Source organism: Paraburkholderia aspalathi (assembly GCF_905220735.1).
Taxonomy (GTDB): domain Bacteria; phylum Pseudomonadota; class Gammaproteobacteria; order Burkholderiales; family Burkholderiaceae; genus Paraburkholderia; species Paraburkholderia aspalathi.
Genome location: NZ_CAJNBA010000001.1, coordinates 1,315,004 through 1,330,246, shown reverse-complemented (window position 1 = coordinate 1,330,246; position 15,243 = coordinate 1,315,004). Strand labels below are relative to the sequence as shown.

15 protein-coding genes are annotated in these 15,243 nt (G+C 59.1%); 8 read left to right on the top strand and 7 right to left on the bottom strand.

Annotated features, from left to right (window positions below):
- The first annotated feature begins 4 nt into the window (after positions 1-4).
- Both KHO30_RS05870 and KHO30_RS05865 read left to right on the top strand, forming a co-directional pair.
- The gene (locus KHO30_RS05870; protein ID WP_200619563.1) at positions 5-391 is read left to right on the top strand and encodes a VOC family protein; all 387 of its coding nucleotides are present in this window, start codon (positions 5-7) and stop codon (positions 389-391) included.
- Positions 392-493: 102 nt separating this feature from the next.
- Complete coding sequence (locus KHO30_RS05865) at positions 494-1,951, top strand: MFS transporter (RefSeq protein WP_211700317.1); 1,458 nt, start codon at positions 494-496, stop codon at positions 1,949-1,951.
- 85 nt (positions 1,952-2,036) lie between these two features.
- On the opposite strand, the gene KHO30_RS05860 is transcribed toward KHO30_RS05865, so the two are convergent.
- Together KHO30_RS05860 and KHO30_RS05855 are read right to left on the bottom strand one after the other, a co-directional pair.
- Positions 2,037-3,839, bottom strand: coding sequence for an NAD(P)/FAD-dependent oxidoreductase (locus KHO30_RS05860; RefSeq protein ID WP_211700316.1), 1,803 nt, complete (start codon positions 3,837-3,839; stop codon positions 2,037-2,039).
- Positions 3,840-3,920: 81 nt separating this feature from the next.
- Positions 3,921-5,063, bottom strand: a complete 1,143-nt coding sequence (locus KHO30_RS05855; RefSeq protein ID WP_200652093.1) for a sigma-54-dependent Fis family transcriptional regulator — start codon at positions 5,061-5,063, stop codon at positions 3,921-3,923.
- Positions 5,064-5,297: 234 nt separating this feature from the next.
- Here KHO30_RS05855 and KHO30_RS05850 point away from each other — a divergent pair, with 234 nt between their 5' ends.
- Positions 5,298-5,612 carry a helicase gene (locus KHO30_RS05850; RefSeq protein ID WP_093637433.1) on the top strand — a complete coding sequence of 105 codons (315 nt, stop codon included), beginning with the start codon at positions 5,298-5,300 and terminating at the stop codon, positions 5,610-5,612.
- Between the two features lie 42 nt (positions 5,613-5,654).
- Here KHO30_RS05850 and KHO30_RS05845 read toward each other — a convergent pair whose 3' ends face one another.
- On the bottom strand, positions 5,655-6,428 hold the full coding sequence (locus KHO30_RS05845; RefSeq protein ID WP_093637437.1) for an MBL fold metallo-hydrolase: 774 nt from the start codon (positions 6,426-6,428) through the stop codon (positions 5,655-5,657).
- A gap of 171 nt (positions 6,429-6,599) precedes the next feature.
- Between KHO30_RS05845 and KHO30_RS05840 the strand changes: the two genes are divergently transcribed.
- The 4 genes from KHO30_RS05840 (at position 6,600) to KHO30_RS05825 (ending at position 9,158) form a co-directional block, all read left to right on the top strand.
- Complete coding sequence (locus tag KHO30_RS05840; protein ID WP_211700990.1) at positions 6,600-7,832, top strand: NAD(P)/FAD-dependent oxidoreductase; 1,233 nt, start codon at positions 6,600-6,602, stop codon at positions 7,830-7,832.
- Positions 7,833-7,956: 124 nt separating this feature from the next.
- Complete coding sequence (locus tag KHO30_RS05835) at positions 7,957-8,532, top strand: RNA polymerase sigma factor (protein ID WP_093637440.1); 576 nt, start codon at positions 7,957-7,959, stop codon at positions 8,530-8,532.
- A 12-nt stretch (positions 8,533-8,544) separates the two neighbouring features.
- A complete protein-coding gene (locus KHO30_RS05830; protein ID WP_211700315.1) occupies positions 8,545-8,859 on the top strand; it encodes a hypothetical protein in 315 nt (104 codons plus the stop codon).
- Positions 8,856-9,158 carry a 4Fe-4S dicluster domain-containing protein gene (locus KHO30_RS05825; RefSeq protein ID WP_200619570.1) on the top strand — a complete coding sequence of 101 codons (303 nt, stop codon included), beginning with the start codon at positions 8,856-8,858 and terminating at the stop codon, positions 9,156-9,158. Before KHO30_RS05830 ends, KHO30_RS05825 begins: the two co-directional genes overlap by 4 nt.
- Positions 9,159-9,222: 64 nt before the next feature.
- Here KHO30_RS05825 and KHO30_RS05820 read toward each other — a convergent pair whose 3' ends face one another.
- From KHO30_RS05820 to KHO30_RS05805, 4 genes are all read right to left on the bottom strand, one after another.
- Entirely contained in the window at positions 9,223-10,410 is a 1,188-nt protein-coding gene (locus tag KHO30_RS05820; protein WP_408279820.1) for an MFS transporter, read from the bottom strand.
- Positions 10,411-10,476: 66 nt separating this feature from the next.
- Positions 10,477-11,046 (bottom strand): GAF domain-containing protein, encoded by a 570-nt coding sequence (locus KHO30_RS05815; RefSeq protein WP_408280373.1) that lies wholly within the window; start codon positions 11,044-11,046, stop codon positions 10,477-10,479.
- A gap of 9 nt (positions 11,047-11,055) precedes the next feature.
- Entirely contained in the window at positions 11,056-12,474 is a 1,419-nt protein-coding gene (locus tag KHO30_RS05810) for an MFS transporter (protein ID WP_211700312.1), read from the bottom strand.
- Positions 12,475-12,522: 48 nt separating this feature from the next.
- The gene (locus tag KHO30_RS05805; protein WP_211700311.1) at positions 12,523-14,307 is read right to left on the bottom strand and encodes a gamma-glutamyltransferase family protein; all 1,785 of its coding nucleotides are present in this window, start codon (positions 14,305-14,307) and stop codon (positions 12,523-12,525) included.
- 225 nt (positions 14,308-14,532) lie between these two features.
- Here KHO30_RS05805 and KHO30_RS05800 point away from each other — a divergent pair, with 225 nt between their 5' ends.
- A complete protein-coding gene (locus tag KHO30_RS05800) occupies positions 14,533-15,210 on the top strand; it encodes a FadR/GntR family transcriptional regulator (protein WP_093637468.1) in 678 nt (225 codons plus the stop codon).
- Positions 15,211-15,243: the final 33 nt, after the last annotated feature.

Below are 15,243 nucleotides of genomic sequence, written 5' to 3'. Positions count from 1 at the left end.
GGACGTGGCATTCATCGACCACCTTGATCACCTCGTACTCACTTGCGTCGATTTCGCTGCGACGAAGCGGTTCTATACCGAGGTCATGCAGATGCAACTCGAGACGTTTGGCGAAGGACGTATTGCATTTCGCTTCGGTAATCAGAAGATCAACGTCCATGTGCGTGGCGCTGAGTTTGAGCCGAAGGCCCATGTTCCCGTACCGGGCGCGCTCGACCTGTGCTTCATCGCCACGGTACCGCTCGACGAAGTAATTGCGCATCTGGCCCGTTGCGAATGGCCAATTGTCGAAGGCCCGGTTGCGCGCACCGGTGCCACGCAGAAGATTCGTTCGGTGTATGTGCGGGACCCCGATCTGAATCTGATCGAGATATCCGAACTGATGGCTTGATGGAATGACACCCTGCTATCCAAGATCCGGCGATTTATACGCGCCGATCAACGTGGTGAACGGCGCATAAGCCGACCCGAAAGCAAAGAAACGGAGACAAACATGAACACCAGAAATCTGCACGTGAGCGGCAGTGCGACCGTCAATTCGCGCATTGCCTCACCCGAACCGAGCGCGGCCGACGATACACACGCCCTTCATGCCAAAGCCACCACCTTGGGCGGCTGGATGGATAACATGCCGGCAGGCTCGCTGCATCGATTTGTGGTGTGGGTGATCGGCATAGGCTTGTTCTTCGACATGTTCGAGATTTTCCTTGTCAGTTCGATCGGCACGGCGTTGCAGGGAGAATACGGTATCGACAGACACAGCATGGCCTTCAAGCTGCTGCTGGCCTCGGCATTTATCGGCATGTTCTTTGGCTCGCTTTTTCTGGGTAGCATGGCCGACCGAATTGGGCGGCGCAGGGCCTTCCTGTTCAACCTTATCTGGTACAGCGCCTTTTCGCTGATCGGCGCATTCTCGGTCAACGCCGAGATGCTGGTGATCTGCCGCTTCCTCACCGGCATTGGCGTAGGTGCGATCTATCCCGTTGCCGACAGCTTTCTGTCCGAGATTCTGCCCAAGGAACGTCGCGGGCGAATGGCTGCATGGGCGTACACCACCTCGTATGTCGCCGTGCCATTAGTTGGATTCCTGGCGCTTTGGCTCAACCCTCTGCACTTCGGCGCCGTGGCAGGCTGGCGCGTTATTCTGGTGATCGGTAGCCTGGGCGCGGTACTGGTTCTGCTCGTGCAACATAAGCTGCCCGAAAGTCCGCGCTGGCTACTGGCTCAGGGCCGCGTCGAGGAGGCTCATGCGATGCTTCGGCGCTTTGCCGCCAGTGCAGGAGTGACGGTATCGGTCATCTCACCTGAAACCAACGTCAAGCGGAATCCCATGACGTTGGGCGAGCGTATTGCACTGCTGCGCCGCCCTCCCTATGACAAGCGCTACCTGATGTTGACCATCTTCCATCTGCTTCAGGGATTTGGTTACTATGGTTTCGGCACGCTCGCCAGCACCGTGGTGAAAAGCCGTGGCTTTGACGTGACGGACGGCACGCTTTTTATCGCTCTGTCGTTTCTCGGCTACCCGGTTGGATCGCTGCTTTCTATTCCGCTGCTCAACTGGATTGAACGCCGCACACTGGTGATCGGCGCCATATTGTCCATTGCGGTTTTTGGCCTGGGTTTTGCCTATTCCAACAGCTCGGCGCTGATCGTTCTCTTTGGTGTGTTGACAACATGCGCTTCGAACGTATTCAGCAACGCGTATCACGTCTACCAGTCTGAGATCTTTCCGGCGAGCGTGCGCTCAACTGCCATCGGCAGTACTTACTCGCTGTCCCGCATTGTTAGTGGCATGCTGCCTTTCGTATTGCTCCCCGTGTTGAATCAGCAAGGAGCAGGCGCTATGTTCGGCATCATCGCCGCTGCGCTGATCGTCGTGGCGATCACGGTGCGAGTCTTTGGACCTCGCACTACGCGACGCAGCCAGGATGAAATCAATCCGGGTTGAGCCGCTCATCGACGCGCGTCGCGACCCTAGCCCGTGTTCCTGGCATTGGAACGAAGGAGCGACGCGCATCGACCACACACCGACGTCAGGAAAGGTGATGCACTTCCTGCAGGCCATAAACCAGCGTCGCAATTCCCTCCATGCGCGCCTTCAATTGCAGAGATAGATACTGGGAGTAATGGCGCGACTGATGCAAGTTGCCGCCATGGAACCACAAGGCAGCCTGCTGCGTGGGCTTCCACATGTTGCGTTGCTCGCCTTCCCACGGCCCCGGGTCTTTCGTCGTATTCGAACCCAGCCCCCACACCTTGCCCACTTTATCCGCCACTTCACGCGAGATGAGATCGGCGGCCCAGCCGTTCATCGATCCGTAACCGGTTGCATAGACGACGAGATCCGCCTCCAACTCGGTGCCGTCGCTTAGCAGGACAGAGTGCTCTTTCAGTTCGACCACATCGACACCGCTCTTCAGCTTGATCTTGCCATCCGCTACAAGATCGGCGGCGCCAACATCAATGTAGTAACCCGACCCGCGCCGGAGATACTTCATGAAGAGCCCTGAGTCGTCATCCCCGAAGTCGAGCATGAAGCCGCGCTTTTCCAGACGCTGGTAGAACTCCGCGTCGCGCTCTCTGATCGCGTCGCATACGGGCTTTTGAAACGTGTGCAGGATTTTGTACGGAATCGATGCAAACGTCAGATCAGCCTTCGACGTCGTCATACCAGAGGCTACCGCGCGCTCAGAATAGAGATCTCCAAGAGCAAGTTCCATCAGCGAATCTGACTTCACGATATGCGTGGACGACCGTTGAACCATCGTGACGTCGACGCCCGCTTCCCACAACGCCGCGCAAATATCATGCGCCGAATTGTTCGCACCGATCACGACCACTTTCTTGCCCTTATACGCATCGGGTCCCGGATGTTTCGACGAATGATGCTGCTCGCCCTTGAACACATCCATGCCTTTGAATGATGGGATATTCGGCTTACCCGACATGCCCGTGGCAAGCACAAGCTGCTTTGGCCGCAGCGTCAGCGTTTCGCCGTCGTGCTCGACCTCGACCACCCATTCCGCCTTCGCTTCGTCATAGCGCGCGGACTTGCAAGTAGTCGATCCCCAATAGTTCAACTCCATGACCTTGGTGTACATCTCGAGCCAGTCGCCGATCTTGTCCTTGGGCGTGAAAACCGGCCAGTTATCCGGGAACGGCAAGTAAGGCATATGGTCGTACCACACCGGATCATGCAGACAAAGTGACTTGTAGCGGTTGCGCCACTGGTCGCCAGGACGCGGATTCTTATCGACGATGATCGTCGGCACACCCAGTTGCCGCAAACGCGCGCCCAGTCCAATCCCACCCTGCCCGCCGCCCACGATCAAGCAGTAGGGTTGCTCCGCGCGGCCCAACGCCTGCGCTTCGGCTTCCCGACGTTCCTTCCAGCTCGTTCGGTCCATACGTGCGCCATGTTCCGCACCCATCGGACGACGGTTGCCCTTGGGTTCCTCATGGCCTTTCAGCTCACCCATGGTGGTCAGCAAAGTCCAGATCAGGCCATCCTTCACGCGGATAAAACCGCTGCCGCGGGCAACTTCCGTTTCGAAGGTGATCCACGCCTGCGCCAAACCGTCGGCTTCAGTCGGTACTTCATTTTCGGCGATCCGCAGTCTGGTCGGCTTGATGGCGCCGAGTTGTGCGTCGAGCATGGCGCCGATCTGGTCCCGGCCCTCCATGGTTTTGATATTCCAGGTGAACGCAACCAGATCGCGCCAATAACACTCAGGCTGAAACAACGCGACGGCCGCGGCGGTATCACCGCGTTTAAGCGCCGATTCCAGAGATTCCAGAACATTTCCAATAATCTTGCTTGCATTATTTTCAGGCATGGTTGCTCCTCCATTCGATACGGATTGGTAAAACGTCGAAGTAATACGCGGGTTCTTTGCCCGCTGGATAAGCGTGGACCGCTAGCGCCGGTGCGGCGGGACTATGCCGAACTTCGCGATCCGTCTGTAAAGCGTCGCACGTGAGATGCCCAAGGTTCTGGCCGTCTCGTCCGGATGCCATTTCGCATCCGTCAGAGCGGCGACGATGCGGTCACGCTCCAGGGCGTCGATATCAGTGAGTGTGGGTTGCGCCTGAGGCGCGGGGTTGCGAGGCTTCGATACAGCTCGCCGTTGCGCACGAATGACGGGCGGACGAACGCGAGCATAAAGCGGTGAGCCGTTGCCCGCGAGTTTGATCGAAACCATGTCGCGGCCTGGCCTGACATCCAGAAGACGCTCAGCGCGTACATCGAATAGCTCTGAGACAGATCGCGGCAGCCGATCGAGGCCAGGCACGCACTCTTTTGCCCGGCGATTTGCCGCGACTGCGTTGCCGTGCGCATCGAAGGCGATCAGAATCTCCGGCTGGGCCTCCACGTAGTGGCGATTGCGGTGCGCCAGCAAAACCCAGTAATGCGTGGTCGCGTTGAGAAAGAAGCTGTCCTCGATCAACATCGCACTATGACGCACGATGTGGTTGACCAGACGCTGGCTTTCGCGCTCGTCAGGCGAGCGAATCGCCGATGCGTCCAGCACGCCGATCAGTTCGCCTTCCAGCCCGAAGATGGGCGAGGCGCTGCAGGTCAACGTGGTGAAGGCGGCACGAAAATGATCGGTCTTATGAACCGTGATCGGTTGCGAATCGAGCAGCACGGTCGCGACGCCGCAGGTTCCCTCTTCCTCCTCGGACCAGCACGAGCCTAAATACAATCCCGCTCGTTTGAAGTCGTGGCGCCGATCCCGGTCAACGCGATAATCGATCGTCACGCCCTGCGCATCGGTGAGCATCACGCAGTAGTCCGCTTCGCGAACCGTCTCATGCAGACGCGAAAGACATTCTCCCGACGCCCGCAAAACCGATTCTTCCCGATGCTGTACGTCACGCAGTTCCGGCGCGCTCAGAATCCGCGGCCCCTTTGTCAGGCCAGGATCGAGATGATATTGCTCGAGCGAGCGCCAATACGATGAAGTCAGCCGCGTGGCATCACCGCCGCGATCAGGCGTTCGGCCTTCGATCAACCTGCGGATCCGATCGATGTGTCTCACTTGCGGAACATAGGGCATGAATGTCTCCGGTCGGCTCGGCGCGCATCATCATTCAGTGGCACGCTTAGGATGACTTTTAGCATGCGGGTTCCAGAACAGCACATTGCAGTGCACCATCATTCCGGATGAGACTTTTGTCTCAGTCTTTTTTATTGTTGTGGGGCCTGAGCGCAACTCGATTTCCTGAGCGAGGAAAACGCGGATGCGTTACGCCCACTGCTAGAATACTTGCCTTTTTCCTTGGAGACGCACATGTCCTGGTTCATCTATGAAGTGCCCGAGTACAACGAAGACGGGGCGCGCATCGAACCGTTCAGCGACCTGCGTAGCCGCGTGCTGAAAGTAAGTGGTCAGGCAATGGTCGACGAACTGGAAAGCGTCCGCGAGAACGCCGCGACGACGGCGAACACGCCCGCCCACCCGCTGCGCACGGCGGAAAATCCTCAGGTATTCCCGATCCCGTATGCCGACTCCATGATTCTGGTCGGATTCATCTTCGAGCTGAAACGGGAATCCCGGCATCTCGTGGTGTCGCCCGTGGAAATGCCCTGGCTGAAAGACGCGTAAGACGGGTTATTGGGGTTAGAAACGGGTTAAAAACAGACGCGGTCAGGTGCGTTTAGCCAGATACGCGTCGACCAGCTCAAGCAGTCGTTCCCGCCCGAAGCTCCCGTCGTGCCCGGCGTGAACTACTTGCACGGGCAATTCGCGCAGCCGCTTCATGGTGCGCACATAGGTCGGAATATCCGCGCCTCCAATCTCATCCAGCAGCGGGCCGTCGTAAATCGCATCGCCCGAAAACAGCGTGCCGGATGCCGCTTCCCATAGGCCAATGCTGCCCGGTGAGTGGCCGGGCAGATGCAGCACCTCAAAATGCCGGTTGCCGAGATCGACGATGTTCCCTTCCTTGACGATCTCCGTGACCGTTGCGGCCCGCACGTGATAGTCGGACATCGAGTAATCGGCGCTAGGTAGCGCCGTGATCAGATCGCCGTCGAACGGATAGCCGACTTCACGATACCGGCGAATGGCCGCCTCGCCCAATACCGATGCCAGCAGGGTGCCTCGCTCACGTGGCGCACGCAGGTTATCCGCCTCCAGTTCGTGGACCAGCGTGTGTTCGAACTCATGATGTCCGCCGATATGGTCCGAGTGCGTATGCGTCGCAACGGCGGTGACGTTCTTCTGCAGCAGGTGCTTCGCGGCATCCTGAAGACTGGCAATGCCCATCCCCGTGTCGATCATCAGATCCCGGTCACGGCCACGCACATGCCAGATATTGCAACGCATCAGCGGGACAACATGAGGCTCCCAAAGCAGCGTGATGTCGTCGCTGATGCGTTTGAGTTCGAACCATCGGTCGGCAATTGGTAAGGTAGTCATGCGCGCGCTCCACGAGTGAGAGTCGTTACTCTGACATACTCTGCGTCAATGGGCGACATGAGCGCCTCCGTCCCACGTCGCTTACCCTTTCTTTTCAATGCGTCCGGCCATGTCGAATTTGCAGTACTGGCGCGCCTGGCGTAACCGGCAACAAGTGAATTCATGACCATAATGAAATTCGATACCGTCGTGCTCGGCGCGGGCATTATCGGCGTGAGCGTTGCCGTGCATCTCCAGAAACGCGGCCGCAGCGTCGCGCTCGTCGACCGCAAGCAGCCCGGCAACGAAACGTCGTTCGGTAACGCCGGGTTGATCCAGCGCGAAGGTGTGTATCCCCATGCCTTTCCACGCGACTTCGGCACCTTGCTTCGGTACGCGCGCAACCAGTCGCCGGACGTTCGCTACCATGCCGACGCCATACTCAAGGCCGCACCGTTTCTTTGGCAATACTGGCGCAATTCTCATCCAGCCAAACACGCGGCCATCGCGAAGTCGTACGCGACGCTGATCGAGCATTGCCTGGACGAGCATCGCGCGCTGGCCGCCGCGGCCGGTGCGAGCGCGTTATTTCGCCCCACCGGGTGGATCAAGGTGTTTCGCACCGAAAAAGCATGGGACGCGGAAACCCGGCTCGCCGAACGGTGGCTTCAGGAATATGGTGTCGAGTCCGAATCGCTGGATGCGGGCCGCCTGCAACAGAAGGAGCCCGATCTCGACAAGGCGCTCCTGGGCGGTTTGCGCTATCTGGCATCCAATTCCGTGAGTGACCCTAACGCGCTCGTCACCGCCTACGCGAAATATTTCGAAGCGCTCGGCGGACGGTTTTTCATCGGCGATGCGGACTCGTTTCGTGAGGAGTGGGCGGTCGATACGCAAGCGGGAACGATCACGGCTTCATCAGCGGTCGTCGCATTAGGGCCGTGGTCGGATCGCGTAACTTCGCGGCTCGGTTATCGCTTGCCGCTCGCCGTGAAACGCGGCTACCACATGCACTACGCGCCCGAGACAGGGGCTCGCCTGAATCATCCGATTCTGGACGTCGAGAAGGGCTACGTGCTGGCTCCCATGGCAAAAGGCATCCGCTTGACCACGGGAGCGGAAATCGCCCACTGCGATGCGCCCAAAACGCCCACGCAACTCGCCGCGGTCGAGCCGATTGCGCGCACGCTGTTTCCATTGGGCAAGCGTCTCGACGCTGAACCCTGGATGGGACGGCGCCCCTGTACGCCCGACATGATGCCGATCATCGGACCCGCGCCACGTCACAAAGACTTGTGGTTCGCGTTTGGCCACGCGCACCACGGACTGACACTAGGCCCAGTCACGGGCCGGCTGATCGCCGAGATGATGACCCACGAGAAAACGCTCGTGGACCCCCAGCCGTTCAGGGTGGAGCGCTTCTAGAATCTGGCCGCGCAGCGAACGGCCGATATCACCGTCTTCGGACCGAACACGCCCGCCACCGGCGTAGCATCGCTATTTTTTCCGGCGCCCACAATATTCCTGTTCGTGAACCGTCTACAGACGTATGGAACCGCCGCGCACCCCGAAATCGATGATCGAACGAGACACGGACATCACTGCAACTGTGTTGCGTGAGCGTACGAAGCTCGGGAATTTCATCCGGCGTCGCGTGCACGATCAGGGCGACGCTGAAGACATCTTGCAGGATGTCTTCCACGAGTTCGTGCAAGCCTACCGTCTCCCTGCGCCGATCGAACAGGTTAGCGCGTGGCTGTTCCGCGTGGCGCGAAACCGCATCATCGACCGCTTTCGCAAGCGCCGCGAGCAGCCGCTGGCCGAAATAGCCGACGACTCCGATGACGTCGAGTATCGACTGGATCTCGCCCTCCCGGCAACGGACGCAGGCCCTGAAGCCCTCTATGCAAGGTCGGTGCTGCTGGAAGCCCTGCAAGAGGCGCTCAACGAATTGCCGGCGGATCAGCGCGACGTGTTTGTCGCTCATGAACTGGAAGGGCGCAGCTTCAAGGAGCTCGCAGCCGAGAGCGGTGTCGGCGTGAACACGTTATTGGCACGCAAGCGTTACGCGGTTCTGCATCTGCGCGTTCGCTTGCAAGCCGTGTATGACGAACTGGATATCTAAAGGAGCAGATAGATGAGATTCAAACTGAGATGCTTCGGCATGGCACTGCTGGTTCTGGTGGGCATTGTCGTGCTGGGATGGATGGTGATGACGCTATGGAATTGGGTTATCCCGGCGCTGTTCATCGGTGGCCGTGCGATCGATTTTCCGCACGCATTGGGCCTGTTGATTCTGAGCCGGATTCTGTTTGGCGGATTCCGAGGGCGCGGCGGTTGCCACGGACGCCGGCATTGGCGCCGGTGGGAACGGATGACGCCCGAGGAGCGCGAAAATTTCCAGAAGAACCGGTCGTCCGGTGACGGCAAGCGTCCGGAGGATCTCGCATGAGCACCGCTTCGACATCCGCATGCAAACAGGCCCCGGGCGTGATTGTTCCCGTGGTCAATCTGAAACGGTGCGAAGGCAAAGGCGATTGTGCGGTAGTCTGTCCCGAGAATGTTTTCGACATCCGCCGGATCGATACGGCCGACTACCAGCAATTGGGCGCGCTGAACAAATTCAAGCTGCGCGTGCACGGAATGAAAGTCGCATACACGCCGAACGCCGATGCGTGTCGGGCATGTGGCTTGTGCGTGACTGCATGCCCCGAGCGTGCCATTACGTTAGCCAGGATCGGGGCGCAATAAAGTAGCGTATTGCTTCGCATCGATCGGACAGACGCACAACGTTTTCGCCCACGTTGCCCATGGACTAACGTTGTGTGTCATACAGCCGGTCTGGAATAAAAAACGCGGTAACGCCGCTTAGAAAGAAAACCCCACCAACCACCAGAAATCCGATACCGATAGAGAACTGGGTGGCAATGTAGCCAATAATAATGGGCGCGGCGCCCGAGCAGAAACGACCGATGTTATAGGATCCGCCCACGGCGGTTCCACGGATGGCGGTAGCGAAACTCTCGGACATGAAGGTGCCGATCGTCCCCAGCGGCACACCATACAAAAACCCGAAGGCAAGCATCAGGTACACGATGTTGTCGCGCGTATGCCAGAAAATGATCGCAGGCAAAAAGAGCGCGGCGCCCACACAGCCAAGCACATAAACACCACGCCGACTCCAGCGGTCACCCAGCCATCCCGCAAAGATCTTGCCAATGAAGGCAACCACGTACGTGCCGATCATGTACCCGGCCATTGCACCGAATTTGATGTGCAGTTCCTTTTCCAGGTAAGTCGGCAGCCAGTTGTTCAAACCGTAAAAGCCGGACAGCGCGAATAACGAGGCCAAGGTCCACAGAATGAATAAGGTTCGCGACTGCCGGTTACTGAAAATCTGATAGTAGCGGTTGGTGCGATGCCCACGTTCGCCCTTGCGGCTGGCTGCGCGGCTCGCCTGCCATGCTGCCGGTTCGGGCACGGCAAATTTTATCGCCAGCGCCAGCAGCACAGGAATTGCCGACACGTAGTAGAGCGTGCGCCAGCCGTAGTGCGGCAAAATCCAATTGCTGAGCGAAATGACAACGATGTAGCCCGCGGAAATGCCCGTTTGCAACACGCCCAGAATCAATGAACGCCGCTCCGTGGGTACGTATTCGGCAACCAGCGTGGTGACCAGCACCATGCAACCGATGCCCATCGAACTGATAAACCGCACGACCGCAAATTCCAGAAAACTGTGGGTGAGACCCAGCAGCCCTGCTCCGAGCGAAAACAGAGCCAATGCCCAGACCACGACCCGCACCCGCCCCAGGCGATCGCTGGCCCAGCCGCCGAGAATGCCGCCAATGGCCATGCCAACCAGAGTCAAGCTGCCCAACGCCCCCGCTTCGACATTGCTCAAACCGAATTCGTCCTTGATTCGCGTGAGCGTCAGGCCGTACATCATCACGTCCGCACCATCGGCCAGTAATGCAAGGTAGCCGAGGATGAAGACAAGCATCCAGGTGTTTTGGGACTCAGCGGATCGGGTCAAGGTTGTTCTTGTATTCATTTGATCGTAGTGACGTCAGAGACGCATTGCGCTATCGGCGTGCATCATGTTGCACCTGATGAGCGCGGGTGCGAGGAAGGCGCCAATCAGCACGCCCATTTCCTCGTGCCTGCCCGTGTACCAGCCTTCCTTGTGTGTCATGTTCATCGTGCCGACGCATACCCCGTCGTACGCAACCGGAATGTTCAGTATCGATCCGAGTCCCATGCCGGTCATCACCGCGTGGTCGTCGAACGCCTCGCGGATGCCTTGCGTCGTTTCAGCGCGAAATGGCTTGAGATCCTGCAATACCTGATTTGCCCACGCAGTGCCGCGTTTTTCCTTACGACCTCCAATTGGGTACACCTCCGGCATGTTTGTATAAACGCGCTCGACTTCCTCGCGTTGCGCGTCATAGGACATGATCGTGAAGAGGCCAAAACCTATCGCGCTCGCAGCCAACGCGTGAACCGCACGGAAAATCTCGTCGGGTTGATTTCTCAGCCGCATGACTCTTGCTAGTCGTTCGAGGTCTGAAATATCCAACGCTTGCAGGACTGGATCGATCGGATTGCCTGGCATTATCTGTCTGTGTAGTTGGGACATCATGCACGCTCAGCCGCGCATTTCGGTCGAGCTGAGCGGGACGCGCAGGTCCTGGGGCTGGCCGGCGCCGCCCTCCTCGATATCTTCTAGCGACCGGTTGCGAGTCTCGACACCCAGGAAGAACACCACGCAGGCCCCCACCAGCAAGACCGTGGTGGTCATTGCAAACACGCCGAGAAATCCGAGCACCGGATAGACAAGGCCGACCAGAATGGGGGCGCTCACCGAACCAATCCGGCCGAAAGACGAGGACGATCCAGTGCCGGTTGCTCGCACTGCGGTCGGAAAAACTTCAGGGGTATACGCATACACGCCTGCGAACGCGCCATTCATGAAGAACGACAGGCAAATGCCTGCGGCCATGATCTGCAAACCGGTATGAGAAAACGCCAGCGTGATCGCGGCAATCCCGCCCAACAGCATGTACGAGGCCACCACGCCCTTTCGGCCGAGTCGTTCATTGAGCCATGCCGCCGTGAAGTATCCGGGGATCTGCGCCCCATAAATTGCGATCGAATAACCAAAGCTTTTCGTCATGGTGAGCCCCTCCTTGAGGAGCAGGCTCGGAATCCAGGAGAAAAACGAGTAATACGCGAACGCGACCGAGAACCACATCAGCCAACTCACTGCCGTCGTACGCGCCAGCCGCGGCGACCACAGCGTCAGCACGTTCTGTACCGCGTTGCCCTTGGCAGGCGCCGATGCAGATGCAGACATGGCGCCGAGCGATGCAACTGGCGCAAGACTGATGCCCTTGCCTGCGAACCACGACTCGATTGCGCTCACGATGCCCTCCGCCTCAGAGACTCGCCCCTGGCTCTCAAGCCAGCGCGGCGACTCGGGCAAGGTTCTTCGCCACCAGAGGAGCATGACAACGGGCAATGACGTCGCCACCGCCAGATATCGCCAGCCTTCGGCAAAGTTACGCACGACGGTGAAGCCGAGAATCGACGAACCCAGATAGCCGAACGACATGAAGCCGACCAGTGCGCCGCAAAAGATGCCCCGGTAACGCCGTGGCACGAACTCGGCCAGAAACGGTGCGATCACCACGGTCTCCGCACCGGAGCCAAAACCCGCGACGATACGCAACGCGAAAAACGTGTGCCAGTCGGTGGCGGTGGCGCTCGCAAGCGATGCGCAGCAATAGATTGCAAGCGCGCTCATCATGATGCGACGACGCCCGATCACATCCGCGAGCACACCCGACAGAAAGGCCCCGAAAAAATAGCCGATGTAGGTGCTGCTCGCGACGAGACCCGTCTCGGCACTCGTCAGGTGCCATAGCTTGCTCACGACGGGTAGCAGGAACGCCAGCGACGACGAATCGAGTCCGTCGAACATGTACCCCAACCCGCCGATCAGCAGGAGCTTGCGATGAAAACCTGATAACGGCAGTCGCTCGAGTCGGGCGGCAATAGCGGACACGGCATGTTCTCCCTGACGGAAATGGATACGGTTTCTGGGCGGCGAAACTTATCGCCCGATTGCGTATGCCTGCATTTGACGAGGTGTTGCTGCGCCACGCATCAGACCGTTTCTGATCCCAACCGCGCAGACGCGTCCCAGCGACCAGGGTTCGGCCACGGTGAGGTCATGTCCACGCGCACGTAACGCGGCAAGCGTGTGTTCCGAAAAATTGGACTCGGCGGACATCTTGCCCAGTTGCATCGAACGCGGGTAAAACGAGCCGGGGAAATGCGCCGTCTGGAACGAGGGCGAATCCACCGCGGCCTGGAAGTTCATGCCGGCATGCACGTGCCGGAGAAACAGCTGGATCGACCACTGATCCTGCTGGTCGCCACCCGGCGTGCCGAATGCCGCATACGGCCTGCCCTCGCGGGTAACGAGCGTGGGCGAGAGCGTCGTGCGGGGGCGGCGCCCCGGGCCGAGCGAGGACGGCAGCCCCTCCTCCATCCAGAACATCTGCGCGCGCGTGGTCACGTTAAAGCCGAGACCGGGCACGGCCGGCGAGGCCTGCAGCCAGCCACCCGACGGTGTTGCTGAAACCATATTGCCCCAGCGATCGACCACGTCGAGATGAACCGTATCGCCGCGTAGTTCAGGCAGCGGCGCAAAGGTCGGTTCGCCCTGGCCGAAGCCGCCGGACTGCTGCCTTCCCGCATTGGCCATGATCAGCGCGGCGCGCTGTTCACTGTCGCCCAACTTGCCGGGACGGAATTCGAACGACGCGTGGCCGGGATCGATCAACCGGCGGCGTTCGTCGTTGTAAACGTCGCTCAGCAGCACATCCATGGGCACATGTGCAAACGCGGGGTCGCCGTAAAACACCTCGCGATCGGCGAACGCGAGCTTCGAGCATTCGATTATCGTGTGCACGAAATCGGGGCCCATCGGGTCCATCGCACTGAGATCGAAACCCTTAAGCAGCGCGAGCTGCTGCAGGAACATCGGTCCCTGGCCCCAAGGACCCGTCTTGTGAACGCGGAAACCCTCATAGTCGTATGAAACCGGGTCTTCATAGGACGGCTCCCAACGCGCGAGATCATCCGCGTTGAGCAGACCGTAGTTGCGCTGACCGGAAGTATCGAGAACGGCAGTTGAGCGGAAGTACTTATCAATCGCTTCGGCCACGAATCCACGATAAAAGACCTTGCGGGCAACTTCGCACTGCTCCGCACGATCACTGCGGGTATTCGCCTCCGCGAGGATGCGCCGGTACGACTGCGCAATCGCCGGATTGGCGAACAGCTGGTTCGGCATCGGTGCGTCGCCGTTGCGCAACCATTGCTCAGCCGACGTGGGCCATTCAGTCTTGAAGAAATCCTTGATTGCAAGGATCGACGACGTCATGCGTGGGAGCACCGGATAGCCGTTCTCCGCATAACCGATCGCATAGCTCAGGACGTCTTCGAGCGGCAGTTGGCCATAGTCGCGCAGCATGGCCATCCAGGCGCCAAATGCGCCAGGTACTACGGCCGGCAGCAAGCCCGTGCCGGGAACGACTTCGAGACCCAGCTCACGCATGCGCGCTATCGTCATTCCCGCCGGCGTCACGCCCTGCCCGCACAGAACGCGAACGCGTTCTTCGCGCGCACTGTAGAACACAACCGGCAACTCGCCGCCCGGACCATTCAGATGCGGCTCAACGATCTGCAGAACAAAGCCGGCAGCGGCTGCCGCATCGAACGCATTGCCCCCTTTCTCCAGTACGGCCATCGCCGACGCGCTCGCCAGCCAGTGCGTGGAGGCCACCATGCCGAATGTGCCAATCAGCTCCGGGCGGGTTGTAAACGACATGCGTGACTCCTTTTGCGATGACCAATGATTGGTTTCCTATGAACCAATAAGCATTGGTACAAATTCTATAAGCTAAGAGATTACGGCGAACATTGCCCGGTTGCACCGCGCGTTAACCCGAAATTTCGCACACAATAGCAGATCAAAAAAAGCTGTGAATCTCACCCCAGTTGATTTGACTATGGTAAATTTTGAACCAATGATTATTGGTTCACGAAAAAGACAATGGAAAATTCGATACTGGACAGGCTGCTGGACTACATTGCCGAGCATCAACTCAAGGACGGCGACGCACTGCCTCCTGAAAGAACGCTCGCCGAAGCCCTCAATGTCAGTCGAAGGGAACTGCGTTCGTCGCTTGCTTCGCTGGAGGCATCAGGACGTGTATGGCGCGGCGTCGGTCGCGGCACCTATCTTGGCGCGAGACCATTGAAGTTCGCCCCGACGCTACGCGGACTTCGAGCGGGAGCCAGTCCGGCAGACATCGCGGAAATGCGCCTGTTGTTCGAGCCCGCGCTCGCACAGCTAGCCGCGACGAAAGCCAGTCGGGACGATTTGCTGGAACTTGAAAAGTGCGCGCGGAAGAACGCCGCGGCAAAAAACGACGAAGAGTGGCAACAATGGGATCATCGATTCCATTTGCTGATCGGACAGGCCACCCGCAATCCCGCGCTCATCTCCCTTATGGAGGTGATCAACGGGATGCGCGTCAAACCCGACGTACGCGAGAAGACGTCAGCGCAGGAAACACGCAGCTATTTCGCCGCGCAGCACCAGGAGATCGTCAGCGCCATGAAGGCACGTGATGGCGAAGCCGCGGCTCGGTGTATGCGCGAGCACCTGCTCAGCGTTCAGTGGCGCGCATCAGCCAAAAGCGACGAAGCGGCCCTTCGTCACGAGTGAGGAGCATGCACGTCTGTCTTCGATACCGATTGA